At 56.2% G+C, this 24,157-nt stretch carries 23 protein-coding genes; 15 read left to right on the forward strand and 8 right to left on the reverse strand.

Annotation, left to right across the window (positions count from 1 at the left end):
- Nucleotides 1-121: 121 nt before the first annotated feature.
- The 7 genes from priA (at nucleotide 122) to rraA (ending at nucleotide 8,059) form a co-directional block, all read left to right on the forward strand.
- On the forward strand, nucleotides 122-2,317 hold the full coding sequence (priA, locus tag ACQG03_RS21155; protein ID WP_023298897.1) for a primosomal protein N': 2,196 nt from the start codon (nucleotides 122-124) through the stop codon (nucleotides 2,315-2,317).
- A 119-nt stretch (nucleotides 2,318-2,436) separates the two neighbouring features.
- Nucleotides 2,437-3,462, forward strand: a complete 1,026-nt coding sequence (cytR, locus tag ACQG03_RS21160) for a DNA-binding transcriptional regulator CytR (RefSeq protein ID WP_022649794.1) — start codon at nucleotides 2,437-2,439, stop codon at nucleotides 3,460-3,462.
- A gap of 92 nt (nucleotides 3,463-3,554) precedes the next feature.
- Nucleotides 3,555-4,523 carry a cell division protein FtsN gene (ftsN, locus tag ACQG03_RS21165; protein WP_017383099.1) on the forward strand — a complete coding sequence of 323 codons (969 nt, stop codon included), beginning with the start codon at nucleotides 3,555-3,557 and terminating at the stop codon, nucleotides 4,521-4,523.
- Nucleotides 4,524-4,617: 94 nt separating this feature from the next.
- The gene (hslV, locus tag ACQG03_RS21170) at nucleotides 4,618-5,148 is read left to right on the forward strand and encodes an ATP-dependent protease subunit HslV (protein WP_022649795.1); all 531 of its coding nucleotides are present in this window, start codon (nucleotides 4,618-4,620) and stop codon (nucleotides 5,146-5,148) included.
- A gap of 9 nt (nucleotides 5,149-5,157) precedes the next feature.
- Nucleotides 5,158-6,492, forward strand: a complete 1,335-nt coding sequence (gene hslU / locus ACQG03_RS21175) for an HslU--HslV peptidase ATPase subunit (RefSeq protein WP_022649796.1) — start codon at nucleotides 5,158-5,160, stop codon at nucleotides 6,490-6,492.
- A gap of 62 nt (nucleotides 6,493-6,554) precedes the next feature.
- Entirely contained in the window at nucleotides 6,555-7,481 is a 927-nt protein-coding gene (menA, locus tag ACQG03_RS21180; protein ID WP_139153959.1) for a 1,4-dihydroxy-2-naphthoate polyprenyltransferase, read from the forward strand.
- A 92-nt stretch (nucleotides 7,482-7,573) separates the two neighbouring features.
- On the forward strand, nucleotides 7,574-8,059 hold the full coding sequence (gene rraA / locus ACQG03_RS21185) for a ribonuclease E activity regulator RraA (protein WP_022649798.1): 486 nt from the start codon (nucleotides 7,574-7,576) through the stop codon (nucleotides 8,057-8,059).
- Nucleotides 8,060-8,642: 583 nt separating this feature from the next.
- On the opposite strand, the gene zapB is transcribed toward rraA, so the two are convergent.
- Nucleotides 8,643-8,882, reverse strand: a complete 240-nt coding sequence (gene zapB / locus ACQG03_RS21190) for a septal ring assembly protein ZapB (RefSeq protein WP_022649799.1) — start codon at nucleotides 8,880-8,882, stop codon at nucleotides 8,643-8,645.
- Between the two features lie 400 nt (nucleotides 8,883-9,282).
- Here zapB and ACQG03_RS21195 point away from each other — a divergent pair, with 400 nt between their 5' ends.
- The 4 genes from ACQG03_RS21195 (at nucleotide 9,283) to fpr (ending at nucleotide 13,682) form a co-directional block, all read left to right on the forward strand.
- A complete protein-coding gene (locus ACQG03_RS21195; RefSeq protein ID WP_022649800.1) occupies nucleotides 9,283-10,128 on the forward strand; it encodes an MIP/aquaporin family protein in 846 nt (281 codons plus the stop codon).
- Between the two features lie 21 nt (nucleotides 10,129-10,149).
- Nucleotides 10,150-11,658, forward strand: a complete 1,509-nt coding sequence (glpK, locus tag ACQG03_RS21200) for a glycerol kinase GlpK (protein WP_022649801.1) — start codon at nucleotides 10,150-10,152, stop codon at nucleotides 11,656-11,658.
- Between the two features lie 170 nt (nucleotides 11,659-11,828).
- Nucleotides 11,829-12,839, forward strand: a complete 1,011-nt coding sequence (gene glpX, locus ACQG03_RS21205; protein ID WP_063163761.1) for a class II fructose-bisphosphatase — start codon at nucleotides 11,829-11,831, stop codon at nucleotides 12,837-12,839.
- 96 nt (nucleotides 12,840-12,935) lie between these two features.
- Entirely contained in the window at nucleotides 12,936-13,682 is a 747-nt protein-coding gene (fpr, locus tag ACQG03_RS21210) for a ferredoxin--NADP(+) reductase (RefSeq protein WP_022649803.1), read from the forward strand.
- Here fpr and ACQG03_RS21215 read toward each other — a convergent pair whose 3' ends face one another.
- On the reverse strand, nucleotides 13,683-14,102 hold the full coding sequence (locus tag ACQG03_RS21215; protein ID WP_063163762.1) for a DUF805 domain-containing protein: 420 nt from the start codon (nucleotides 14,100-14,102) through the stop codon (nucleotides 13,683-13,685).
- A gap of 112 nt (nucleotides 14,103-14,214) precedes the next feature.
- Here ACQG03_RS21215 and ACQG03_RS21220 point away from each other — a divergent pair, with 112 nt between their 5' ends.
- Both ACQG03_RS21220 and tpiA read left to right on the forward strand, forming a co-directional pair.
- A complete protein-coding gene (locus tag ACQG03_RS21220; protein ID WP_022649805.1) occupies nucleotides 14,215-14,811 on the forward strand; it encodes a DUF1454 family protein in 597 nt (198 codons plus the stop codon).
- Between the two features lie 111 nt (nucleotides 14,812-14,922).
- Nucleotides 14,923-15,690: a triose-phosphate isomerase gene (tpiA, locus tag ACQG03_RS21225; protein ID WP_003862019.1), complete on the forward strand. Its 768-nt coding sequence runs from the start codon at nucleotides 14,923-14,925 to the stop codon at nucleotides 15,688-15,690.
- Nucleotides 15,691-15,737: 47 nt separating this feature from the next.
- On the opposite strand, the gene ACQG03_RS21230 is transcribed toward tpiA, so the two are convergent.
- From ACQG03_RS21230 to cpxP, 6 genes are all read right to left on the reverse strand, one after another.
- On the reverse strand, nucleotides 15,738-17,042 hold the full coding sequence (locus ACQG03_RS21230; RefSeq protein WP_063163763.1) for an SLC13 family permease: 1,305 nt from the start codon (nucleotides 17,040-17,042) through the stop codon (nucleotides 15,738-15,740).
- Nucleotides 17,043-17,115: 73 nt separating this feature from the next.
- Nucleotides 17,116-17,859 (reverse strand): CDP-diacylglycerol diphosphatase, encoded by a 744-nt coding sequence (locus ACQG03_RS21235; RefSeq protein WP_063163777.1) that lies wholly within the window; start codon nucleotides 17,857-17,859, stop codon nucleotides 17,116-17,118.
- A 111-nt stretch (nucleotides 17,860-17,970) separates the two neighbouring features.
- Nucleotides 17,971-18,960 (reverse strand): sulfate ABC transporter substrate-binding protein, encoded by a 990-nt coding sequence (locus ACQG03_RS21240; protein WP_003862012.1) that lies wholly within the window; start codon nucleotides 18,958-18,960, stop codon nucleotides 17,971-17,973.
- A 208-nt stretch (nucleotides 18,961-19,168) separates the two neighbouring features.
- Nucleotides 19,169-20,131 (reverse strand): 6-phosphofructokinase, encoded by a 963-nt coding sequence (gene pfkA / locus ACQG03_RS21245; RefSeq protein WP_003862009.1) that lies wholly within the window; start codon nucleotides 20,129-20,131, stop codon nucleotides 19,169-19,171.
- 184 nt (nucleotides 20,132-20,315) lie between these two features.
- Nucleotides 20,316-21,200, reverse strand: a complete 885-nt coding sequence (fieF, locus tag ACQG03_RS21250) for a CDF family cation-efflux transporter FieF (protein WP_023298903.1) — start codon at nucleotides 21,198-21,200, stop codon at nucleotides 20,316-20,318.
- 153 nt (nucleotides 21,201-21,353) lie between these two features.
- The gene (gene cpxP, locus ACQG03_RS21255) at nucleotides 21,354-21,860 is read right to left on the reverse strand and encodes a cell-envelope stress modulator CpxP (protein ID WP_023298904.1); all 507 of its coding nucleotides are present in this window, start codon (nucleotides 21,858-21,860) and stop codon (nucleotides 21,354-21,356) included.
- A gap of 150 nt (nucleotides 21,861-22,010) precedes the next feature.
- Here cpxP and cpxR point away from each other — a divergent pair, with 150 nt between their 5' ends.
- Entirely contained in the window at nucleotides 22,011-22,709 is a 699-nt protein-coding gene (gene cpxR, locus ACQG03_RS21260) for an envelope stress response regulator transcription factor CpxR (protein ID WP_003862004.1), read from the forward strand.
- On the forward strand, nucleotides 22,706-24,079 hold the full coding sequence (gene cpxA, locus ACQG03_RS21265; protein ID WP_022649811.1) for an envelope stress sensor histidine kinase CpxA: 1,374 nt from the start codon (nucleotides 22,706-22,708) through the stop codon (nucleotides 24,077-24,079). The genes cpxR and cpxA overlap by 4 nt, the downstream gene beginning before the upstream one ends.
- The last annotated feature ends 78 nt before the right edge of the window (nucleotides 24,080-24,157 follow it).

Raw genomic sequence — 24,157 nt, forward strand, 5'->3', positions numbered from 1 at the left:
GCGTAAAGTACACCAAAGGCGGCGAATCATACAGAATTTAACCAACGTATGCAAACTGATCCGCACGCCGCTTTCACTAATGTGTATACTAACGCGCCACTTTTCAAGTCAGGAAGATTCGATGCCCGTCGCTCACGTTGCCCTGCCCGTTCCGCTTCCCCGCACCTTTGACTACCTGCTGCCCGACAGCATGAGCGCCAAAGCGGGCTGTCGCGTGACCGTGCCGTTCGGTAAACAGCAGCGCGTGGGGATCGTCGTCTCCGTCAGCGATAAAAGCGAGCTGCCGCTTACCGAGCTGAAATCGATCGTTGAAGTGCTGGACGATGAACCTGTTTACTCTCACAGCACCTGGCGACTGCTGTTGTGGGCGGCAGATTATTATCACCATCCTATTGGCGACGTATTGTTCCACGCCCTGCCGATTATGCTGCGTCAGGGTAAGCGCGCCAGCCATGCGCCAATGTGGTACTGGTTTGCCACCGAGCAGGGTCAGGCGGTCGACATTAACAGCCTGAAGCGCTCGCAAAAACAACAGCAGGCGTTGGCCGCGCTACGCCAGGGGAAAATCTGGCGCCATCAGGTCGACGAGCTCGAGGTGAGCGAAACCGCGTTGCAGGCATTAAGGAAGAAAGGGCTGAGCGAGCTGGCCAGCGAAGCACCTGCCCTTCACGACTGGCGCGACGGCTTTTCCGTCTCGGGCGATCGCCTGCGTCTGAATACCGAGCAGGCCACCGCCGTGGGCGCGATTCACAGCGCCGCCGATCGTTTCTCCGCCTGGCTGCTGGCGGGCGTCACCGGCTCCGGTAAAACCGAAGTGTATCTGAGCGTACTGGAAAATGTGCTCGCGCAGGGCAAACAGGCGCTGGTAATGGTGCCGGAAATCGGCCTGACGCCGCAAACCATCGCCCGTTTCCGTGAACGCTTTAATGCGCCCGTTGAGGTTCTGCACTCCGGCCTGAACGACAGCGAGCGCCTCAGCGCCTGGCTGAAAGCGAAAAACGGCGAAGCGGCGATTGTGATTGGCACCCGTTCCTCACTCTTTACGCCGTTTAAAAATCTCGGCGTTATCGTGATCGATGAAGAGCATGACAGCTCCTATAAACAGCAGGAAGGCTGGCGCTATCACGCCCGCGACTTAGCCGTGTACCGCGCCCACAGCGAGCAAATCCCCATTATTCTGGGGTCCGCCACCCCCGCGCTTGAAACGCTGCACAACGTTCGCCAGCGTAAATACCACATGCTGCGCCTGACGCGCCGCGCGGGGAATGCCCGTCCGGCCATTCAGCATGTGCTGGATCTGAAAGGCCAGCAGGTGCAGGCCGGGTTAGCGCCTGCGCTGATTAACCGCATGCGCCAACATTTGCAGGCGGGCAACCAGGTGATCCTGTTCCTGAACCGCCGCGGCTTCGCGCCTGCGTTGCTGTGCCACGACTGCGGCTGGATTGCCGAGTGCCCGCGCTGCGATCACTACTACACCTTCCACCAGGCTCAGCGCCATTTACGCTGCCACCACTGCGACAGCCAGCGTCCGGTACCCCGTCAGTGCCCGTCCTGCGGCTCAACGCACATCGTGCCGGTGGGTCTGGGGACGGAGCAGCTCGAACAGGCGCTGGCGCCGTTCTTCCCTGATGTGCCCATTTCGCGTATCGACAGGGACACCACCAGCCGCAAAGGGGCACTGGAGCAGCAGCTGGCGGAAGTGCATCGCGGCGGCGCGCGCATACTGATTGGCACTCAAATGCTGGCGAAAGGGCATCACTTCCCGGACGTGACGCTGGTCGCCCTGCTGGACGTCGACGGCGCGCTGTTCTCCGCGGATTTTCGCTCCGCCGAGCGTTTCGCACAGCTTTATACCCAGGTTGCTGGTCGCGCCGGTCGAGCGGGTAAGCAGGGCGAAGTAGTGCTGCAAACGCACCATCCTGAGCACCCGCTGCTGCAAACGCTGCTGCACAAAGGCTATGACGCCTTCGCGGACCAGGCGCTGGCCGAACGTCAGACGATGCAGCTTCCTCCGTGGACCAGCCACGTCATCATCCGTGCGGAAGATCATAACAACCAGCAGGCGCCGCTATTCCTGCAACAGCTGAGAAATCTCCTGCAGGCCAGCCCACTGGTGGATAATCAGCTGTGGATTTTAGGCCCGGTACCCGCGCTCGCCCCGAAACGCGGCGGCCGTTTCCGCTGGCAACTCTTACTTCAGCACCCTTCGCGTATCCGTTTACAGCAGATCGTCAGCGGCACGCTGGCGCTGATTAATACCCTGCCGGAAGCGCGAAAAGTGAAGTGGGTTCTGGACGTCGATCCGATTGAAGGCTGAAGACGGATCGAAAAATTTAATGCGCCTCACACTTTTTATGAAAATTCTGTAACCGATTCCATTAACTATCTGTAAAAATGGTGCGGTCCGCAGTTCGGTGTTCAGGCGAGGAGAAGACGTTGAAGTCCAGGAAAGAGGTTGCCTCGGCGACCATGAAAGACGTTGCCGAGAAAGCACAAGTCTCAACAGCAACCGTGTCCCGCGCATTGATGAACCCTGACAAAGTCTCCCAGGCGACCCGAAACCGGGTTGAAAAGGCGGCGCTTGAGGTCGGTTATTTCCCGCAAGCCATGGGGCGCAACGTTAAACGCAACGAATCCCGCACCATCCTGGTGATCGTGCCGGACATCTGCGATCCCTTCTTCAGCGAAATCATCCGCGGCATTGAGGTCACGGCCGCCGCCCAGGGCTATCTGGTGCTGATTGGTGATTGTGCCCACCAGAACCAGCAGGAAAAAACATTCATCGACCTGATCATCACCAAGCAGATTGATGGCATGCTGCTGCTTGGCTCACGCCTGCCGTTTGATGCCAGCATTGAAGAACAGCGCAATTTACCGCCAATGGTCATGGCGAACGAATTCGCGCCGGAGCTGGAGCTGCCGACCGTTCATATCGATAACCTCACCGCTGCGTTCAACGCCGTGAACTATCTTCAGGAGCTGGGGCATAAGCGTATCGGTTGTATTGCCGGACCAGAAGAGATGCCGCTGTGTCATTACCGGTTGCAGGGCTACGTTCAGGCGCTTCGCCGTACCGGGGCTGTTGTCGATCCGCACTACATTGCGCGCGGTGATTTCACCTTTGAAGCGGGCGGGCAGGCGCTGGAAAAATTGCTTGCCTTGCCAGAACCGCCTACCGCGGTCTTCTGCCACAGCGACGTGATGGCGCTGGGGGCGTTATCCTACGCCAAACGTCACGGCCTGCGCGTGCCAAAGGACCTGTCGATAATCGGTTTTGATAATATTTCGCTTTCGGAGTTTTGCGATCCGCCGCTTTCGACTGTTTCGCAGCCGCGGTATGACATTGGCCGGGAAGCGATGCTGCTTTTGCTGGATCAGTTGCACGGTCAAACAGTTAGCAGTGGGTCACGACTACTGGATTGTGAGCTGATTGTGCGCGGCTCTACCCAGGCATTAACTTAAAGTAAATACCTTTCGACACCCTTATCTGGTCAAAGCCCCGTCGCTTAAGTAACATGGCGGGCTGACGAACGAATAAATACAGCGAAACGATAGTGGCACAACGAGATTATGTACGTCGCGGCCAGCCGGCACCTTCGCGACGCAAAAAGAGTAGTTCAAAAAGCAAGCAACGTAGCCTGTCTGCTGTCTCCCCAGCCATGGTCGCCATTGCTGCGGCTGTGCTGGTGGCCTTTATTGGCGGCCTCTACTTCATTACGCATCATAAAAAAGAAGAGTCTGAAGCCCTTCAGGGTAACAAGGTCGTCGGCAACGGCCTTCCTCCGAAGCCTGAAGAGCGCTGGCGCTACATTAAAGAGCTGGAAAGCCGCCAGCCTGGCGTACGTGCGCCTACCGAGCCTTCTGCCGGGGGTGAAGTGAAGAATGCCGATCAGCTGACGGACGAACAGCGCCAGTTGCTCGCTCAGATGCAGGCGGACATGCGCCAGCAGCCTACGCAGTTGAACGAAGTACCGTGGAACGAACAAACCCCGGCGCAGCGTCAGCAAACGTTGCAGCGCCAGCGTCAGGCACAGCAGCAAACGCAACAGCAGCAGTGGACGCAGACGCAGCCGGTACAACAGCCGCGTACACAACCGCAGCAGCAGACGCGTACCGTACAAACGCAGCCTGTTCAGCAGCAGCCGAAAGCCCAGCCGCAGAAGCAAACAGCACAGCCGTATCAGGATCTGTTGCAGACGCCTGCACATACCACTGCGCAACAGCCAAAAACGCAGCAGGCTGCGCCGGTCACTAAAGAGACCGAGGCACCAAAGCAGACGGCTGAGAAAAAAGATGAACGCCGCTGGATGGTTCAGTGCGGTTCGTTTAAAGGCGCTGAGCAGGCAGAAACGGTGCGTGCTCAGCTGGCATTTGAAGGATTTGACTCACGCATTACCACCAATAACGGCTGGAATCGCGTGGTGATTGGACCGGTCAAAGGCAAAGAAAACGCAGACGGCACCATTTCCCGTTTGAAAGTGGCGGGCCACACAAACTGCATTCGACTCGCCTCCGGGGGTTGAAACCCCCAAAATCCCCCCCATCTATCATTTAATTCAGCCCTGAGCACAGGCTCAGGGCTTCTGTTTCCCGAATCTGTAACCAGGGGGTCTGCTCGTGACAACAATAGTAAGTGTACGCCGTAACGGCCAGGTGGTAATTGCCGGTGATGGCCAGGCCACGCTGGGTAATACCGTCATGAAAGGCAACGTGAAGAAAGTACGTCGTCTTTATAACGACAAAGTGATCGCCGGTTTCGCAGGCGGCACGGCTGATGCCTTCACGCTGTTTGAACTGTTTGAACGCAAACTGGAAATGCATCAGGGACATCTGGTGAAAGCCGCCGTTGAGCTGGCAAAAGACTGGCGTACCGACCGCATGCTACGCAAGCTCGAAGCGCTGCTGGCCGTGGCTGACGAAAACGCCTCGCTGATCATCACCGGTAACGGCGACGTGGTTCAGCCTGAAAACGACCTGATTGCCATCGGCTCTGGCGGCCCGTACGCCCAGGCCGCAGCCCGTGCGCTGTTGGAAAATACCGACATGAACGCGCGCGATATCGCGGTGAAAGCGTTGGATATTGCAGGTGATATCTGCATCTATACCAACCACAATCACACCATCGAAGAATTGACCTCCAAAGCGTAAGGATCGCCCATGTCTGAAATGACCCCACGCGAAATTGTCAGCGAACTGAACAAACACATTATCGGCCAGGACAACGCCAAGCGCTCCGTGGCTATCGCACTACGTAACCGCTGGCGTCGCATGCAGCTCGACGAAGAGCTCCGCCATGAAGTGACGCCAAAAAATATTCTGATGATCGGCCCGACCGGGGTGGGTAAAACCGAAATCGCCCGTCGTCTGGCCAAACTGGCTAACGCGCCGTTCATCAAAGTTGAAGCCACCAAGTTCACCGAAGTGGGCTATGTGGGTAAAGAAGTGGACTCCATCATCCGCGACTTGACCGATTCAGCGATTAAGATGGTGCGTGTCCAGGCGATTGAGAAAAACCGCTATCGCGCCGAAGAGATGGCCGAAGAGCGTATTCTCGACGTGCTGATCCCACCGGCAAAAAATAACTGGGGACAGGCTGAACAGCAGCCTGAACCTTCTGCTGCGCGTCAGGCATTCCGCAAAAAACTGCGTGAAGGCGAGCTGGACGACAAAGAGATTGAGATCGATCTCGCTGCCGCGCCAATGGGCGTTGAAATCATGGCCCCTCCGGGCATGGAAGAGATGACCAGCCAGTTGCAGTCCATGTTCCAGAACCTGGGCGGGCAGAAGCAGAAAGCGCGTAAGCTGAAAATCAAAGACGCGATGAAGCTGCTGATTGAAGAAGAAGCCGCGAAGCTGGTTAACCCGGAAGAGCTGAAACAGGACGCTATCGACGCGGTTGAGCAGCACGGTATCGTGTTTATCGACGAAATCGACAAAATCTGTAAGCGCGGCGGCAACAGCTCCGGCCCGGATGTTTCCCGCGAAGGCGTTCAGCGCGACCTGCTGCCGCTGGTGGAAGGTTGCACCGTCTCTACCAAGCACGGCATGGTGAAAACTGACCACATTCTGTTTATCGCGTCAGGTGCGTTTCAGGTTGCCAGCCCATCCGATCTCATTCCGGAACTGCAGGGTCGTCTGCCAATCCGCGTTGAGCTGCAGGCGCTGACCACTGAAGATTTCGAACGTATCCTGACTGAGCCAAACGCTTCTGTGACCGTACAGTACAAAGCGTTGATGGCGACCGAAGGCGTGAATATCGAGTTCACCGACGATGGGATCAAACGCATCGCTCAGGCCGCATGGCAGGTCAACGAAACCACCGAAAACATCGGTGCGCGTCGTCTGCACACCGTGCTGGAACGCCTGGTGGAAGATATCTCTTACGATGCGAGCGACCTTAACGGTCAAACCATTACCATTGACGCAGAGTATGTGGGCAAACACCTGGATGCGTTAGTGGCAGATGAAGATCTGAGCCGTTTTATTCTATAATCGCGTTCAATGCATTTTCATCACTGTTGATGGGGGCTATGGCCCCCATTTTTATTGGCTAAATAACTATGACTGATATCAGCCGTACGCAGGCGTGGCTCGAAAGTCTGCGTCCAAAAACGCTTCCTCTGGCTTTTGCCGCCATTATCGTCGGTACCGCACTTGCCTGGTGGCAGGGGCATTTCGATCCCCTGGTGGCTGGTCTGGCGCTTGTCACCGCCGGGCTACTGCAAATCCTCTCTAATCTCGCCAATGATTACGGCGATGCGGTAAAAGGCAGCGATAAACCTGATCGTATCGGGCCGCTGCGCGGGATGCAAAAAGGGGTAATTACCCGGGCACAGATGAAGCGGGCGCTGATTATCACCGTGGTGTTGATTTGCCTGTCCGGCCTGGCGCTGGTGACGGTCGCCTCGAAAACCACCAGCGATTTCATTGGCTTCCTGGTGCTGGGCTTGCTCGCCATTATTGCAGCAATTACCTATACCGTCGGGACGCGTCCTTACGGGTATATTGGTCTGGGCGACATCTCCGTACTGGTGTTCTTCGGCTGGCTGAGCGTCATGGGAAGCTGGTACTTGCAGGCGCATACGGTGATCCCCGCCCTGTTCCTGCCCGCGACCGCCTGCGGTCTGCTGGCGACGGCGGTGCTGAATATCAATAACCTGCGCGACATCGACAGCGACCGTGAGAACGGTAAGAACACGCTGGCCGTGCGTCTGGGCCCGGTGAATGCCCGCCGCTATCACGCCTGCCTGCTCATCGGCGCGCTGGTCTGCCTGGCACTGTTCAATCTGATCTCTCTGCACAGCCTGTGGGGCTGGCTGTTTGTGCTCGCCGCACCGCTGCTGGTTAAGCAGGCCCGCTATGTCATGCGTGAACTCAGCCCGGCTGCCATGCCGCCGATGCTGGAGCGCACGGTAAAAGGCGCATTGCTGACTAACCTGCTGTTCGTCATCGGGATTGTCTTAAGCCAGACGCTGAGTTAGCTGACAAATATCAATTAACAATTGATGATTTTGCCAACAAGGCATTTCGCACGATATACTGAACACATTCGCAGCAACAGAGCGTTAAACCTATGAAATACGATACCTCCGAGCTTTGTGACATCTACCAGGAAGATGTCAACGTCGTTGAACCCCTGTTCTCCAACTTTGGTGGACGGTCGTCGTTTGGCGGACAAATCATCACGGTGAAATGTTTCGAGGACAACGGGTTGCTGTACGATCTGCTCGAAGAGAACGGCCGTGGCCGCGTTCTGGTGGTCGACGGCGGCGGTTCCGTGCGCCGTGCATTGATTGATGCTGAACTGGCGGGAATTGCCGTCCAGAACGAGTGGGAAGGCATTGTGGTGTACGGTTCCGTGCGTCAGGTGGACGATCTCGAAGACATGGATATCGGGATTCAGGCCATCGCGGCCATACCGGTAGGCGCAGCGGGCGACGGCATCGGCGAAAGCGACGTGCGCGTCAATTTCGGCGGCGTGACCTTCTTCTCGGGCGACCACCTTTATGCTGACAATACCGGCATTATCCTTTCTGAGGATGCGCTGGATATTGAGTAGTTAATCGGTAAGCGAGATGCATAAAAAAACCGCCAACAGCAATGTGGCGGTTTTTTTGTCCCTCGGGATTCGCGGTCCGTTGGGTGATATTGCAACCTTTAACCAGGATTTTTATCTTACCCTGATTCATTCCTCAGGTAACCCCTGTCGACCCTTTATGAATTCCTAATTATGTGTGGAAACCTTAACTCCGCAGCTGTTGCTCATTATGATGCTGTGTCCCTTTCCGCCATCTCGCAAATGGGCGCCGGTCCAGGGAAAGGTGTATTCACAACCGTAAAGCAACCTTTAACCGGGCTTGTGTCCACCGACTTATCACCGGTGGTGAACGGTGGAGCGGTTAGCTGCAGGGACCGCATAATGAAACGCTATTTATGTATCGCGTTCATTGTCGCCAGCGTACTCGTTGTAAAGAGCGATGAACCTGTTGGGTTTGTTGCTTTTGCTACGACAGCGCAGGACAAGTAGCGTTAAGGCCGCCTCAGGCGGCCTTTTTTATGGTTTGATATCGGTTAGCGAAAACCATAAAAAAGCCGGGTGGCGGCTTCGCCTTACCCGGCCTAATCAGTTAACCCCACCGGAATTAAACTTCTTCCATACGTCCCAGCAGTGCCTGCAGGCGATCCTGCCAGCCGTTCTGCTGTTCGCGCAGCTGGTTGTTTTCGCGCTCCAGTTCTTCACGGCTGTGCTGAGCATTCTGAACTTCCTGGGACAGGGAGTTGTTTTTCTCTTTCAGCTCTTCAATTTCCATCTGCAGCAGGGTGATGGTGTCGATCGCCTGCTGTACTTTCGATTCCAGTTTCTCAAACACTTCTAAAGACATGATGCTACCTCTCCTGAATTGCAAGGCGACGCTTTAACGTAAACGCGCACGACATATACCGTCGATTGTATGGAGCGCGGCGCTCTGTGTCCAGCGACACACCGCGCAGATCGCGGTTTGCAACACTTTTAGGTCTGGTCCTGGTGCGTTCGCGGTATATACCCCTAAATTGTTAACTCTTTAGTTAATGAAATGATTCAGCTCACATTATACCGTTGATGCAAAAACGCGCTTTATGGCGCGAAAACGCTCATTTTATTGACACAGACCACACATTTTGATTTCGATATTTCTCGTTTGTGCTCGTTAACGATAAATTAACACTATGTCTACAGGGCATCGTGGCTGTCACGGGCGGTCACGCAAACAATAAACATTACTCTTTTGCAGGATTCCGATTATGAGTCAGACATCAACCTTAAAAGGCCAGTGCATTGCCGAGTTCCTGGGTACCGGGTTGTTGATATTCTTCGGAGTAGGCTGTGTCGCTGCACTGAAAGTGGCAGGTGCCAGTTTTGGTCAGTGGGAAATCAGTATTATCTGGGGTTTGGGCGTGGCGATGGCCATCTACCTGACCGCAGGGGTTTCCGGCGCACATCTTAACCCGGCGGTGACCATCGCGTTGTGGCTATTCGCGTGCTTTGACGGACGCAAAGTTGTCCCTTTCATCATTTCACAATTTGCCGGCGCCTTTTGCGCAGCGGCGTTAGTTTACGGGCTTTATTACAATCTTTTCACCGACTTCGAACAGACGCATCATATGGTGCGTGGCAGTGTCGAAAGTCTGGATCTGGCAGGCATTTTCTCAACGTATCCGAATCCGCATATTAATTTTGTGCAGGCGTTCGCAGTTGAAATGGTGATTACCGCTATTCTGATGGGCGTCATTATGGCGCTGGGCGACGACGGAAACGGCATTCCGCGCGGCCCGCTGGCACCACTTTTGATTGGCCTTCTGATTGCGGTAATTGGCGCATCCATGGGTCCGCTGACCGGCTTTGCGATGAATCCGGCGCGTGACCTGGGTCCAAAAACCTTCGCCTTCTTTGCAGGATGGGGCGATGTCGCCTTTACCGGCGGCAAAGACATTCCTTACTTCCTGGTTCCGCTGTTCGGGCCAATCGTAGGGGCGGCGCTGGGCGCATTCGGCTATCGCAAATTAATTGGTCGCCACTTACCGTGCGACACCTGTGTGGAAGAGGAAAAAGAGTCGACTTCCACCACACAACAAAAAGCTTCGCTGTAATCTGACTACGGGACACATACCATGACCGAAAAAAAATATATCGTTGCGCTCGACCAGGGCACTACCAGCTCCCGCGCTGTCGTAATGGATCATGACGCGAACATTGTCAGCGTGTCTCAACGCGAATTTGAGCAAATCTATCCGCGTCCAGGCTGGGTTGAACACGACCCGATGGAGATCTGGGCGTCACAAAGCTCCACGCTGGTGGAAGTGCTGGCGAAAGCCGACATCAGTTCTGACGAGATTGCCGCTATCGGTATCACCAACCAGCGTGAAACCACCGTTGTCTGGGAGCGCGAAACCGGTAAGCCCATCTACAACGCCATTGTCTGGCAGTGCCGCCGCACCTCAGAGATCTGCGAAAAACTGAAGCGCGACGGAATGGAAGAGTACGTGCGCAGTACAACCGGTCTGGTCATTGACCCGTATTTCTCCGGCACCAAAGTGAAGTGGATCCTCGATCACGTGGAAGGTTCACGCGAACGTGCACGACGCGGCGAGCTGCTGTTTGGCACCGTCGATACCTGGCTTATCTGGAAGATGACTCAGGGACGCGTTCACGTCACCGACTACACCAACGCCTCGCGCACCATGCTGTTTAACATCAACACTCTGGAGTGGGATGACAAGATGCTGGACGCGCTGGACATTCCGCGTGCGATGCTGCCAGACGTGCGCAAATCTTCAGAAGTATACGGCCAGACCAACATCGGCGGTAAAGGCGGCACCCGTATTCCTATCGCCGGTATTGCCGGTGACCAGCAGGCGGCGCTGTTCGGCCAGCTGTGCGTCAAGGAAGGGATGGCGAAGAACACTTACGGCACCGGCTGCTTTATGCTCATGAACACCGGCGAGAAAGCGGTGAAATCAGAAAACGGTCTGCTGACCACCATCGCCTGCGGCCCACGCGGTGAAGTGAACTATGCCCTGGAAGGGGCGGTATTCATGGCGGGTGCCTCCATTCAGTGGCTGCGCGACGAGATGAAGCTGATCAGCGATGCGTTTGACTCCGAATACTTCGCGACCAAAGTGAAAGACACCAACGGCGTATACGTGGTGCCAGCGTTTACCGGTCTGGGCGCACCGTACTGGGATCCGTACGCCCGCGGCGCGATTTTCGGCCTGACGCGCGGTGTGAACTCAAACCACATTATTCGTGCGACCCTGGAATCCATCGCCTACCAGACGCGCGACGTGCTGGAAGCGATGCAGGCGGACTCCGGCATTCGTCTGCACGCCCTGCGCGTGGACGGCGGTGCGGTAGCCAACAACTTCCTGATGCAGTTCCAGTCCGACATTCTGGGTACCCGCGTTGAACGTCCTGAGGTGCGAGAAGTGACGGCGCTGGGCGCGGCGTATCTGGCAGGTCTGGCGGTTGGCTTCTGGCAAAACCTTGACGAGCTTCAGGAAAAAGCGGTGATCGAACGCGAATTCCGTCCAGGCATCGAAACCACCGAGCGCAACTACCGCTACAGCGGCTGGAAGAAAGCGGTGAAACGTGCCCTGGCATGGGAAGAGCACGACGAGTAAGACAGACTCACCCCTCACCCTAACCCTCTCCCCAAAGGGGCGAGGGGACTTAAAACACCCTCTCCCCTTTGGGGAGAGGGCCGGGGTGAGGGGCTCAGACCGCACCACCCCTCCCCCTCCCCACTCTGTGATAAACTTCGTGCAATTCCTTTTGATTGTACGAGTACCTCATGAAACGTGAACTTGCTATCGAGTTTTCCCGCGTCACCGAAGCTGCCGCCCTCGCAGGCTACAAGTGGCTGGGCCGTGGCGACAAAAATACCGCAGACGGCGCAGCCGTCCACGCCATGCGCATTGTGCTTAATCAGGTCAATATCGATGGCACTATCGTCATTGGCGAAGGCGAAATCGACGAAGCCCCGATGCTCTACATCGGTGAAAAAGTCGGGACGGGCAAAGGCGATGCGGTGGATATCGCGGTCGACCCGATCGAAGGCACGCGCATGACGGCGATGGGCCAGGCCAACGCGCTGGCGGTGCTGGCGGTGGGCGATAAGGGCTGCTTCCTCAACGCGCCAGATATGTACATGGAAAAGCTGATTGTCGGTCCTGGTGCTAAAGGCGCTATCGACCTTAGCCTGCCGCTGGATGCCAACCTGCGCAATATCGCAGCGGCGCTGGGTAAACCGCTCAACGAACTCACCGTGACCATCCTGGCGAAACCGCGCCACGACGCCACCATCGCTTATCTGCAAGCACTCGGCGTGCGCGTATTTGCCATTCCTGATGGCGACGTTGCCGCCTCTATTCTGACCTGCATGCCGGACAGCGAGGTCGACGTGCTTTACGGCATCGGCGGCGCGCCGGAAGGTGTGGTCTCTGCGGCAGTGATCCGCGCGCTGGACGGCGATATGCAGGCGCGTCTGCTGCCACGCCATGAGGTCAAAGGCGACAGCGACGAGAACCTTCGCATTGGTGAAGACGAACTGGCGCGCTGTGCGGCGATGGGCATCGAGGCCTATAAAGTGCTCGCGCTGAACGAGATGGCTCGCAGCGATAACGTGGTCTTCTCCGCAACCGGCATCACCAAAGGCGATCTGCTGGATGGCATCACCCGCAAGGGAAACATGGCCACCACTGAAACCTTGCTGATCCGCGGCAAATCCCGCACCATTCGCCGCATTCAGTCCATTCATTATCTCGACCGCAAAGACCCGGACGTACAGACGCACATTCTGTAAAACCGTTTGATCGATAGAGCTTTCCGGCCCGAATGGGCTGGAAATGTTTCCCACAAGTACGGAAGATAGAAGAGAGAAACAGCACAGGAGAAGATCATGGCGGACTGGGTAACAGGTAAAGTCACAAAGGTACAGTTCTGGACCGATGCGCTATTTAGCCTCACGCTGCACGCGCCCGTTCATCCGTTTACCGCCGGGCAGTTTGCCAAGCTCGGGCTGGATATCGACGGTGAACGCGTACAGCGCGCCTACTCTTACGTTAACGCGCCTGATAACCCGGATCTCGAGTTCTATCTGGTCACCGTCCCGGACGGTAAGCTCAGCCCGCGCCTCGCCGCGCTGAAACCGGGCGATGAGGTGCAGATTGTCTCCGACGCGGCGGGGTTCTTCGTGCTGGATGAAATCCCCGACTGTGACACGCTCTGGATGCTGGCGACCGGCACGGCCATCGGCCCGTATCTCTCTATCCTGGAGTACGGCAAAGATCTGGAGCGCTTTAAGAATATCGTGCTGGTCCACGCCGCGCGCTACGCCGCAGACCTGAGCTATTTGCCGCAGATGCAGGCGCTGGAACAGCGATATGGCGGGAAGTTAAAAATTCAGACGGTGGTCAGCCGCGAAACCGCAGCTGGCTCGTTAACCGGTCGCGTTCCGGCGTTGATTGAAAGCGGCGCGCTGGAAGAGGCGGTGGGTTTACCGATGAATACCGAAACCAGCCATGTGATGCTGTGCGGTAATCCGCAGATGGTGCGCGATACGCAGCAACTGCTGAAGGATACCCGGCAGATGACGAAACACCTTCGCCGCCGACCGGGCCATATGACCGCCGAACACTACTGGTGATCAGCGGTACTTCACCTCAAGGGTATCTTTTCCGTATTTGTTCTCGCTCTGGGTGCCGATAAACGCGCCCAGTTCGACAACCATCATCACAAAGATAACCGTCGGCAGCAGTCTGCCCACCACCCACGGGAGGGTGGAGGGCAGCATTGACCAGTTCCCCGCCACCAGCATCCACGCCAGAATAATCAGAAAAGCCCAAGCGCCGGAGCGACCGCGATCGTGCAGACGTTTCACCACCACGGCAGCGGTTGGCCACAGTAAACAGACCAGCGCAAAAGCCGCAGTTTGCGTGCTCAGCCAGGCGTTATAGGCAACAAAAAACAGAAGCAGCATGGCGACAACCCACGCTGCCATCCAGATCCAGAAGTCACGGCGTCCAATACGCCCTTTGAATGAAAACAACCACTGCTGTATGGTCATGTAAGGTTCCTTATTATTGTTTAGCCCGCATTTTACCCTGGAGTTGTGACCTTTTGACAAGCCGACCAGATATCGTTTTAATCATGGGCAATAACGGCCAGGGGCAATGTTGATGAAAAGTTCGGCACACTCTCTTTATTTGTGTTTAGCGATGCTGAGCGCCAGTTTTTCTCTGCACGCCGCGGAACCGGCTTCCCCGGTCACCGCCCCCTACCTTCTGGCGGGCGCCCCCTCTTTCGATCAATCTATCAGCCAGTTCCGCGAAGCCTTCAATAAAGAAAACCCCTCGCTTGCGCTGGGAGAGTTCCGTGCGATTGACGGTGCCCGCGATACGCCAACCCTGACCCGCGCTGCCAGCAAAATTAACGAGAATCTATATGCTTCCACTGCCCTTGAGCGCGGAACGTTAAAAATCAAAAGCATGCAGATCACCTGGCTGCCGATTCAGGGCCCAGAGCAGAAAGCGGCGAAAGCGAAAGCGCTGGAGTATATGAGCGCTATTCTGCGCGCCTTTACCCCCACCTTCACGAAAGCGCAAAGCCAGCAAAAGCTGCAAAAACTGCTTACCGCCGGGAAAAACAAACGCTATTACGCGGATACGGAAGGTGCCGTTCGCTATGTCGTCGCAGATAACGGCGAAAAGGGGCTGACCTTCGCGGTTGAACCGATTAAGCTGGCCCTATCAGACGCACTCGAGGGGGCGAATTAATGACAAAAAGCAAAGCCTTTCGAGGGAAAATCTCTATACTGATTCACAGACCATGCTGCCCTTAAGGGTGGCCATATTCCTTAATTCGCTTATTGAGCGTGGAGAATTGAAATGCGACATCCTTTAGTGATGGGTAACTGGAAACTGAACGGCAGCCGCCACATGGTAAACGAACTGGTTGCTAACCTGCGTAAAGAGCTGGCTGGCGTGACCGGCTGCGCGGTTGCTATCGCTCCGCCGGATATGTACCTGGATCTGGCTAAACGTGCCGCTGACGGCAGCCACATCATTCTGGGCGCGCAGAACGTTGACGTTAACCTGTCTGGCGCGTTTACCGGTGAAACCTCCGCTGAAATGCTGAAAGACATCGGCGCGAAATACATCATCATCGGCCACTCTGAGCGTCGCACCTACCACAAAGAATCTGACGAGTTCATCGCGAAGAAATTCGCTGTGCTGAAAGAGCAGGGTCTAATCCCGGTTCTGTGCATCGGTGAAACCGAAGCAGAAAACGAAGCGGGTAAAACCGAAGAAGTGTGCGCACGTCAGATCGACGCTGTGCTGAAAACCCAGGGCGCGGCAGCGTTCGAAGGCGCGGTTATCGCTTACGAGCCAGTCTGGGCGATCGGTACCGGCAAATCTGCAACTCCAGCGCAGGCACAGGCGGTGCACAAGTTCATCCGTGACCACATTGCAAAAGCAGACGCGAAAGTGGCTGAGCAGGTCATCATCCAGTACGGCGGTTCCGTTAACGCATCAAACGCAGCTGAGCTGTTCACCCAGCCAGACATCGATGGCGCGCTGGTTGGCGGCGCATCCCTGAAAGCAGACGCTTTCGCGGTGATCGTTAAAGCGGCAGAAGCGGCTAAGCAGGCGTAATTGCCTTTGGGGCGGGTGGCGCTTCGCTAACCCGCCCTACAAAACCACTACAAACGTCCTAATACGCTAAACCACAAATAATCCAGCGGCAGCAGTACCAGATACGTCGCAATCGCCAGCGCCAGGCAGAGCAGCATCCCCGCCTTCGCAGGCACTTTCCCTAAGCCCATCGCCACCACGATCGGCGACGCCTGATACGGCAGCAGCGGCGTGGAATACCCCAGCACCTGAATCATGATCACCGACAGAAGCGGGAAGCCGGTCGCGTCGGAGAAGCTCTGCGCCAGCGTGGTGTACAGCGCCGGAACGCCGTTGGCGGTCATAATGAAGTTGAGCGCCGTGGTGATCCCCGTCAGCGCCAGGAAGCTGGTAAACGGGCGGTCTGCATCCAGCGGCATGATATGGAGCAACGCCTCGCCTACGGCCGCACCGATACCGGTCTGCGTCACCGTAATGGCCAGCCCGAGTATACCCGCGACGTAAATACAGGTGCGCATATTCACCCCCGCCGAGAACTCCTCGCCGGTGATAAATCCGATGCGCGGCAGCATAACGATGACCGAGGCCGCCAGCCCTGTCCACGCTGGGCCCACGCCATGCCAGCTCTCCGTTACCCACATCGTCAACACCACCGCCAGCAGCCAGGCGAGTCGTTTTTCGTCACGCCCCATCGGTTCAGACGGCGTCAGATCCTTCGCTGGTTTCGGGCTACCGGGGAACAGCCAGCAGATCAGGCCAATCAGAATCAGGCCTTTGAGAATACCCAGCACCGGCGTGTGCAGCAGCAGATACGGGACATAGTTGAGGTGGATACCGTATGAGCCCTCCGCCGCGCCGCTCATCACCAGGTTTGGCACGTTAGCGGGCAAAATAGTGGCCGAGAGCTGGAAAGTGCCAAACCCGACCGCCAGCGCCATGCCAAACCAGGCCCGCGAGCCATCAGGAATGCCGGCCCGCTTCGCCATCGCGGCGACAATCGGCATCAGCAGCGCAATACGTCCCATGTTCGACGGCATCACGAATGCCAGGGCATAGCTCAGCAGCACAACGCTTGCCACCATCAGCACCCAGGAGTCGGTAAGCTTTGCCGACAGCGCCCGGGCGGCCCTGTCCGCCAGGCCGGTTTTCCGAATCGCCACGCCCAGCACAAAGCCGCTGAACACCAGCCAGAAGGCAGACGAGGCGAAGCCGCCAAAGATCACTTCCGGCGGGGCGATTCTGGCGGTCATCGCCGCCGTAAAGAACAGCAGCGCGGTGATAAATTCCGGCAACAGCGACGTCGCCCACAGCACGATGGTGACGCCGACGATCAGCGAGGGAAGCAGCAGAGGATGCGTTAACCAGAGCGACATACCTGTCTCCTGTAGAATTTTTCAGCAAGTCTACGGCGACAGGCAGGGCGAGTAAATGCTATTTATGGTGGGGTCACTTCAGGATATCGCATTGATGATCCTGCAATTCCTCAGCCGACGCACGGTTAAAGGTAAGCAGGTTACGCTCTGTCGCCAGCAATACAAACGAGCCGTCTGACTGCTGCGCCATCGCCAGCGCGAAGCGTCCCATATGGTCGCGCGCTTCCGGCAGCTCTTCCGCCAGCATCATAAACGGGCTGCGCTGCACCAGTTCGTTCGCCGTCACCCGACGGGCAAGGTACTCATGCCCTTCCAGCCCGCCCGGAAGCGGTAGCCACTGGGTGCTGATTTGCCCCTGCGCCGCGTTCAGCTTCTCGCGCACGTCCGGGCGCAGGCAGGAGATGTGGATATGAAAATGGTTCTGCGTGCGCCCGGTCGGGGAGTTGATGGTCAGCGAAATAGCGCTGTCAGGCACGTCGGCTCCCCGTTTCATGCTCATAAAATGACGAGACTGCCATGCCAGCCAGAAGAAATTCGGTGTCTGAGGCTCAGTCAGCAGCGGGCTTTCGGTGCCGTTGATACGGTACGTGGGCATCAGCAGGTATTGCAGCGGTCCGTTGCGGTCCTTGAACACCACGTAGCCCGCATCCGGCATCACCTGCGCACACGGTGCCGGGTTACGGTTATGCAGCTGGTTGGGCACACACTGGTCGAGAACGATATGGCGCAACGCATTCGGATTACCCGCTTTCATCCAGTACACGCCGCCTGCGGCAAGGGCGATAACGATCAGAATCAGTAAGATAATTTTTTTCACAACGCGTTCCCTGTTTTCAATAGAGGCAAAAGAGTAACGCAAAATGATGACCAAATAAAAAACCCGGTGGATTTCTCACACCGGGTTACCGTGTCGTTCTTTGTAAAACGCTTAGCGCTTGCTGATCTGGTCGAAGGTGCCGCCGTTAGAGAAGTGCTCTTTCTGCGCTTTGGTCCAGCCGCCAAACACATCATCAATAGTGAACAGCTTCAGTTTCGGGAAGGCGTTTTCGTATTTCTTCGCGACGGCCTCATCGCGCGGGCGGTAGAAGTTTTTCGCCGCAATTTCCTGCCCTTCCGGTGAGTAGAGGTACTTCAGGTAGGCTTCCGCCACCGCTTTGGTGCCCTTCTTATCAACAACCTTATCGACGACGGAGACGGTCGGCTCAGCGAGGATCGATTCGCTCGGGGTGACGATCTCGAACTTGTCTTTACCCAGCTCGTTGGTCGCCAGCAGGGCTTCGTTTTCCCAGGCGATCAGCACGTCGCCGATGCCGCGCTCGACGAAGGTGTTGGTTGCGCCGCGCGCGCCGGAGTCCAGCACTTCGACGTTTTTAAACAGTGCTTTGACGAAGTCCTGTGCTTTGGCCTGATCGCCGTTGTTATGGTGCAGCGCGTAGCCCCAGGCCGCCAGGTAGTTCCAGCGTGCGCCGCCGGAGCTTTTCGGGTTCGGCGTGATGACAGACACGCCCGGCTTAATCAGGTCGTTCCAGTCTTTAATCTGTTTCGGGTTGCCTTTGCGCACCAGGAAGACGATGGTCGAGGTGTATGGCGCAGAGTTGTCCGGCAGGCGCTTGATCCAGTTTTTGTCGATACGGCCACGCTCCGCGATCGCATCCACGTCATAAGCCAGCGCCAGGGTCACCACGTCGGCTTCGATACCGTTGATCACCGATGTCGCCTGCTTACCTGAACCGCCGTGAGACTGGCGAACCACCACGTTATCGCCGGTTTCCTGTTTCCAGTGCGCCGCAAAAGCTTTGTTGTACTGGTCGTACAGTTCACGCGTCGGATCGTACGACACGTTCAGTAACTGAATGTCCTTTGCCAGAACGCTGGTCGATGCCAGCAATAATGTTAACCCCACGCCCCATTTATTCATCGCCCGGCTCTCTTGTTTAGTGTTTTGATGAATGCAGCGTGCCAGAAAGCTAACCGATGATTAAAGAATAAAAAAAGATTGGCTATAACGTGGAGGAATAAAAAAAGGATGGGCACAAAAAAGCCGGGTGGCGGCTACGCCTTACCCGGCCTACGATCCGTGCTTTTGTAGGCCCGGTAAGCGCAGCGCCACCGGGCAACAGAGCCGATCAGTACAGTTTTTTCGCGCAGTCCAGCCAGTCACCTTTGAACGGACGCTTCATGTTTTCAATGGCGTCGATGATGTCATGGTGAACCAGTTTCTCGTTCTGAATACCGACGCAGCGGCCGCCGTGGCCCTGTAGCAGCAGCTCGATCGCGTACGCACCCATGCGGGACGCCAGGATACGGTCGTACGGGCCTGGGGAACCGCCACGCTGAATGTGACCCAGAACGGTCGCGCGGGTTTCGCGTTTGGTTTCGGTTTCGATGTACTTCGCCAGCTCGTCAACGTCACAGATGTGCTCGGTGATAGCAACGATGGCGTGTTTCTTACCTTTCGCGATGCCGGCTTTGATCTCTGCGACCAGATCTTCACGGCTGAACTCTACTTCCGGAACTACCACGAACTCACAGCCACCGGCAATGGCCGCTGCCAGGGTCAGGTCACCGCAGTAACGGCCCATCACTTCAACAATGGAAATACGCTGGTGAGAGGAAGAGGTGTCACGCAGGCGGTCAATCGCTTCCACAACGGTACCCAGCGCGGTGAAGTAACCGATGGTGTAGTCAGTGCCTTTGATGTCGTTGTCGATAGTGCCAGGCAGGCCGATGCACGGGAAGCCCATTTCAGTCAGACGTTTTGCACCCATGTACGAGCCGTCGCCGCCGATAACCACCAGCGCATCCAGACCCCGTTTTTTCATGTTTTCGATAGCCACTTCACGGATGTGTTCGTCACGGAATTCCGGGAAGCGCGCGGAACCGAGGAAAGTACCGCCACGGTTGATCATGTCAGACACGCTGTAGCGGTCGAGCTGAACCATGCGGTCTTCATACAGACCCAGGTAACCGTCATAGATACCAAAAACTTCCAGACCTTCCGTCAGCGCTGCACGGACAACCCCACGGATTGCAGCGTTCATGCCCGGCGCATCACCGCCGCTTGTCAACACACCGATTTTCTTAATCATGACTACCTCTGAACTTAGGAATGCAAAATTGAAATCTGCTGCCGGAAGAAACTGTTCAACCGTCGAATACTGCAAATAGTATATCAATCCCTTCCAGCTGAATTGATTCAGGTCAGGCCATATGGTGGTAATTTATCCACAAAATGCTGGTCTGGCTCACTTTTTTACAACGAATTACGAAAGCTCAAAACGCCCTGGGGACGACAGAGCACGGATCCTGGTGAATAATGACGTCTGACCCAGGGAAACGCTGCAAAATCGCCTGCTCCACCTGTTCAGCGACCATATGCGCCTGAACCAGTGGCAGGTTGTCTTCCATTTCCAAATGAATCTGAATAAAGCGGGTCGGCCCTGACTGCCGCGTACGAAGATCGTGAGCACCACTGACGCCAGGCCAGTGGGTCACGATGGCATAAATTTCATCACGTTCTGCATCCGGAAGCGCACGGTCAAGAAGCGACTGTACCGCGTCATACCCCATCCGCAACGCGCTGTATAAAATATAGATCCCTATCCCTAACGCAAACAACGCATCGGCACGATGCCAGCCATACCAGGCCAGACCGAGCGCAATAAGAATTGCCCCATTCATCATAACATCAGACTGATAATGAAGCATATCGGCCCGTACAGCCTGGCTTTGTGTTTTGCGTACAACCCAGCGCTGGAACGTTACAAGAACAAGTGTGCTTATAAGTGCAACTACGGTTACGACCACACCAACGCCCGGATCGTTCATCGGAGAAGGCGAAATAAGATGCTGAATGCCGGTCAAAAACAGGAAAAGCGCGGAGCCAGAAATAAACATACTTTGTGCCAGCGCGGCCAGCGATTCCGCTTTGCCGTGGCCAAACGTATGCTCTTCATCTGCCGGTTGCAGCGAATAGCGCACCACCAGCAGGTTGGTCAGCGAGGCGGCAATATCCACAAGTGAATCCACCAGCGCCGCCAGAATACTAACCGACCCGGTGTACCACCACGCGAAAATTTTAATGATCAGCAAACACGACGCCGTCACCGTCGCGGCTATTGCGGCCCGGCTTACCAGCCGTCCATAGGATTGATTCATAAACACTCCTGTCATGCCATGGCGCTAGTATAACGGATGGCGGTGGAGTGAAAGGATGAATAAAGCGTTAACAACACTGAACGATGGGCAAAAAAAACCCCCACATCATGTGGGGGAAGACAGGGATGGTGTCTATGGCAAGGAAAACAGGGTTTACTGGTTACTACGGGTACTGCTATTGCTACTGAAAAGCGTCATATCTGAGCTTCGCTGCATCCGTGCAACCTCACGCAACTGGTTCATACGTTGCTGATGTTTGGTATTCAAAACCGCTTGCTGCTCGGGCGTTAGCAGGTGGAACATCTGGTTGCGTACCTTCGCCATTTCTACCTGGCGGGCAACCTGTTCCTGCGCCATTTTTTCTGCCTGAGCGCGTACAGCGCTTTCGTCAAAATTTTCTGCGGTGACAAGGCGATGCATTGTCTCCATTTCGCTAACATTAACAGGGGGCTGGTCGTGTCGTGCCCTCTGCATCAGATCTCGCATCTGTTGACGCTGATGTTCGGTTAAACTTATGCCGTCAAACATATGGCTTTGGCTGCTGTGCTGCGTTGCGCCCTCTACTGAGGAGCCGTTATCGCTGTTGATAGCTACAGCAGCCTGGCTAAACGCACAGAAGGCCAGCGTTGAGGCCATGACGGCAGCGGTAACTTTGCGCATCACTTGCTCCCAAAATCTTTCGTGTCGCGATTCAACGAGAGACAGTCTACGATTCAGGCTGCAAACATGCGTCAGGGGGTGTAAAACAACGTAAAGTCATGGATTAGATAGCCTTGATGTCGTAATTTCTGCCTCGGAGGTATTTAAACAATGAATAAAATCCTGTTAGTTGATGATGACCGAGAGCTCACATCTCTTTTAAAGGAGTTGCTCGACATGGAAGGTTTCAACGTCCTGGTTGCCCATGATGGGGAACAGGCGCTGAGTCTCCTTGACGACAGCATCGATTTACTTTTGCTCGACGTCATGATGCCGAAGAAAAACGGTATTGATACGTTGAAAGAGCTTCGCCAGACACACCAGACCCCCGTCATTATGCTGACCGCGCGCGGCAGCGAGCTTGACCGCGTACTCGGCCTTGAGCTGGGTGCGGATGACTATTTACCTAAGCCGTTCAACGACCGTGAACTGGTGGCCCGTATTCGCGCGATCCTGCGCCGCTCTCACTGGAGCGAGCAGCAGCAGAATACCGACAACAGCTCACCTACGCTGGAAGTGGACTCCCTGAGCCTGAACCCGGGCCGCCAGGAAGCGAGCTTCGACGGTGAAACGCTGGAGCTAACCGGCACCGAGTTCACCCTGCTGTATCTGCTGGCGCAGCATCTCGGCCAGGTGGTGTCGCGTGAACACTTGAGCCAGGAAGTGCTGGGCAAACGCCTTACCCCGTTTGACCGCGCCATCGATATGCATATCTCGAACCTGCGCCGTAAACTGCCGGAGCGTAAAGACGGTCACCCCTGGTTTAAAACTCTGCGTGGTCGCGGTTATCTGATGGTTTCCGCTTCATGATAGGCAGCTTAACCGCCCGCATCTTCGCCATCTTCTGGCTGACGCTGGCACTGGTTTTAATGCTCGTTTTGATGTTGCCAAAACTCGACTCACGCCAGATGACGGAGCTGCTCGACAGCGAGCAACGTCAGGGCGTGATGATCGAGCAGCACGTGGAAGCGGAGCTGGCAAACGATCCGCCGAACGATTTAATGTGGTGGCGCAGGCTGTTTCGCGCTATCGACAAGTGGGCGCCCCCCGGACAACGTCTTTTACTGGTCACCAGTGAAGGCCGCGTGATTGGGGCCGATCGCAATGAAATGCAGATTATCCGCAACTTTATTGGCCAGGCGGATAACGCCGATCACCCGCAGAAAAAGAAATATGGTCGGGTAGAAATGGTGGGCCCTTTCTCGGTGCGGGATGGGGAAGATAACTACCAGCTCTACCTGATTCGCCCCGCGAGCAGTTCCCAGTCCGACTTCATCAACCTGCTGTTTGACCGTCCGCTGTTGCTGTTGATTGTCACCATGCTGGTTAGTTCCCCACTGCTGTTATGGCTGGCGTGGAGCCTGGCGAAACCGGCGCGTAAGCTGAAAAACGCGGCGGACGAAGTGGCGCAGGGCAACCTGAGGCAGCATCCGGAGCTGGAATCCGGGCCGCAGGAGTTCCTGGCCGCCGGAACCAGTTTTAACCAGATGGTGAGCGCGCTTGATCGAATGATGACGGCCCAGCAACGTCTGCTGTCGGATATCTCCCACGAGCTGCGAACGCCGCTCACGCGTTTACAGCTGGGTACCGCCCTGCTGCGCCGTCGCAGCGGTGAGAGCAAAGAGCTGGAGCGTATTGAGACGGAAGCGCATCGCCTGGACAGCATGATCAACGATCTGCTGGTGATGTCGCGCAATCAGCAGAAAAACGCGCTGGTGAGCGAAACGGTGAAAGCCAATCACCTCTGGCATGAGGTGCTGGACAACGCGGCCTTCGAAGCGGAACAGATGGGCAAATCCTTCACCGTCAATTTCCCGCCGGGCCCGTGGCCGCTGTACGGTAACCCCAACACGCTGGAAAGCGCGCTGGAGAATATCGTGCGTAACGCCCTGCGCTACTCGCACACGAAGATTGAAGTGGCGTTTTCGGTGGATAAAGACGGGATCACTATCATCGTGGACGACGACGGTCCAGGCGTCAGCCCGGAAGATCGCGAGCAGATTTTCCGTCCGTTCTACCGTACCGACGAGGCGCGCGACCGTGAATCTGGCGGTACGGGGCTGGGTCTGGCGATTGTTGAAACCGCCATGCAGCAGCACCGTGGCTGGGTGAAAGCCGATGACAGCCCGCTGGGCGGTCTGCGGTTAACGCTGTGGCTGCCGCTGTATAAGCGTTCGTAATCCCCTGGCCACTAACCCTCTCCCCATAGGGGAGAGGGGACGGCTCGGTGCGGTCTTTTCACCCTCGCCCCTCTGGGG

This window comes from Enterobacter cloacae complex sp. 342H5 (assembly GCF_050030905.1).
Classification (GTDB): domain Bacteria; phylum Pseudomonadota; class Gammaproteobacteria; order Enterobacterales; family Enterobacteriaceae; genus Enterobacter; species Enterobacter intestinihominis.

Excerpts from the sequence above, each read along its gene's own strand:
- priA (WP_023298897.1), top strand. The coding sequence starts at position 122 with ATGCCCGTCGCTCACGTTGCCCTGCCCGTTCCGCTTCCCCGCACCTTT.
- hslU (WP_022649796.1), top strand. The coding sequence starts at position 5,158 with ATGTCTGAAATGACCCCACGCGAAATTGTCAGCGAACTGAACAAACAC.
- rraA (WP_022649798.1), top strand. The coding sequence starts at position 7,574 with ATGAAATACGATACCTCCGAGCTTTGTGACATCTACCAGGAAGATGTC.
- zapB (WP_022649799.1), bottom strand. The coding sequence starts at position 8,882 with ATGTCTTTAGAAGTGTTTGAGAAACTGGAATCGAAAGTACAGCAGGCG.
- ACQG03_RS21195 (WP_022649800.1), top strand. The coding sequence starts at position 9,283 with ATGAGTCAGACATCAACCTTAAAAGGCCAGTGCATTGCCGAGTTCCTG.
- glpK (WP_022649801.1), top strand. The coding sequence starts at position 10,150 with ATGACCGAAAAAAAATATATCGTTGCGCTCGACCAGGGCACTACCAGC.
- glpX (WP_063163761.1), top strand. The coding sequence starts at position 11,829 with ATGAAACGTGAACTTGCTATCGAGTTTTCCCGCGTCACCGAAGCTGCC.
- fpr (WP_022649803.1), top strand. The coding sequence starts at position 12,936 with ATGGCGGACTGGGTAACAGGTAAAGTCACAAAGGTACAGTTCTGGACC.
- ACQG03_RS21215 (WP_063163762.1), bottom strand. The coding sequence starts at position 14,102 with ATGACCATACAGCAGTGGTTGTTTTCATTCAAAGGGCGTATTGGACGC.
- ACQG03_RS21220 (WP_022649805.1), top strand. The coding sequence starts at position 14,215 with ATGAAAAGTTCGGCACACTCTCTTTATTTGTGTTTAGCGATGCTGAGC.
- tpiA (WP_003862019.1), top strand. The coding sequence starts at position 14,923 with ATGCGACATCCTTTAGTGATGGGTAACTGGAAACTGAACGGCAGCCGC.
- ACQG03_RS21230 (WP_063163763.1), bottom strand. The coding sequence starts at position 17,042 with ATGTCGCTCTGGTTAACGCATCCTCTGCTGCTTCCCTCGCTGATCGTC.
- ACQG03_RS21240 (WP_003862012.1), bottom strand. The coding sequence starts at position 18,960 with ATGAATAAATGGGGCGTGGGGTTAACATTATTGCTGGCATCGACCAGC.
- pfkA (WP_003862009.1), bottom strand. The coding sequence starts at position 20,131 with ATGATTAAGAAAATCGGTGTGTTGACAAGCGGCGGTGATGCGCCGGGC.
- fieF (WP_023298903.1), bottom strand. The coding sequence starts at position 21,200 with ATGAATCAATCCTATGGACGGCTGGTAAGCCGGGCCGCAATAGCCGCG.
- cpxP (WP_023298904.1), bottom strand. The coding sequence starts at position 21,860 with ATGCGCAAAGTTACCGCTGCCGTCATGGCCTCAACGCTGGCCTTCTGT.
- cpxR (WP_003862004.1), top strand. The coding sequence starts at position 22,011 with ATGAATAAAATCCTGTTAGTTGATGATGACCGAGAGCTCACATCTCTT.
- cpxA (WP_022649811.1), top strand. The coding sequence starts at position 22,706 with ATGATAGGCAGCTTAACCGCCCGCATCTTCGCCATCTTCTGGCTGACG.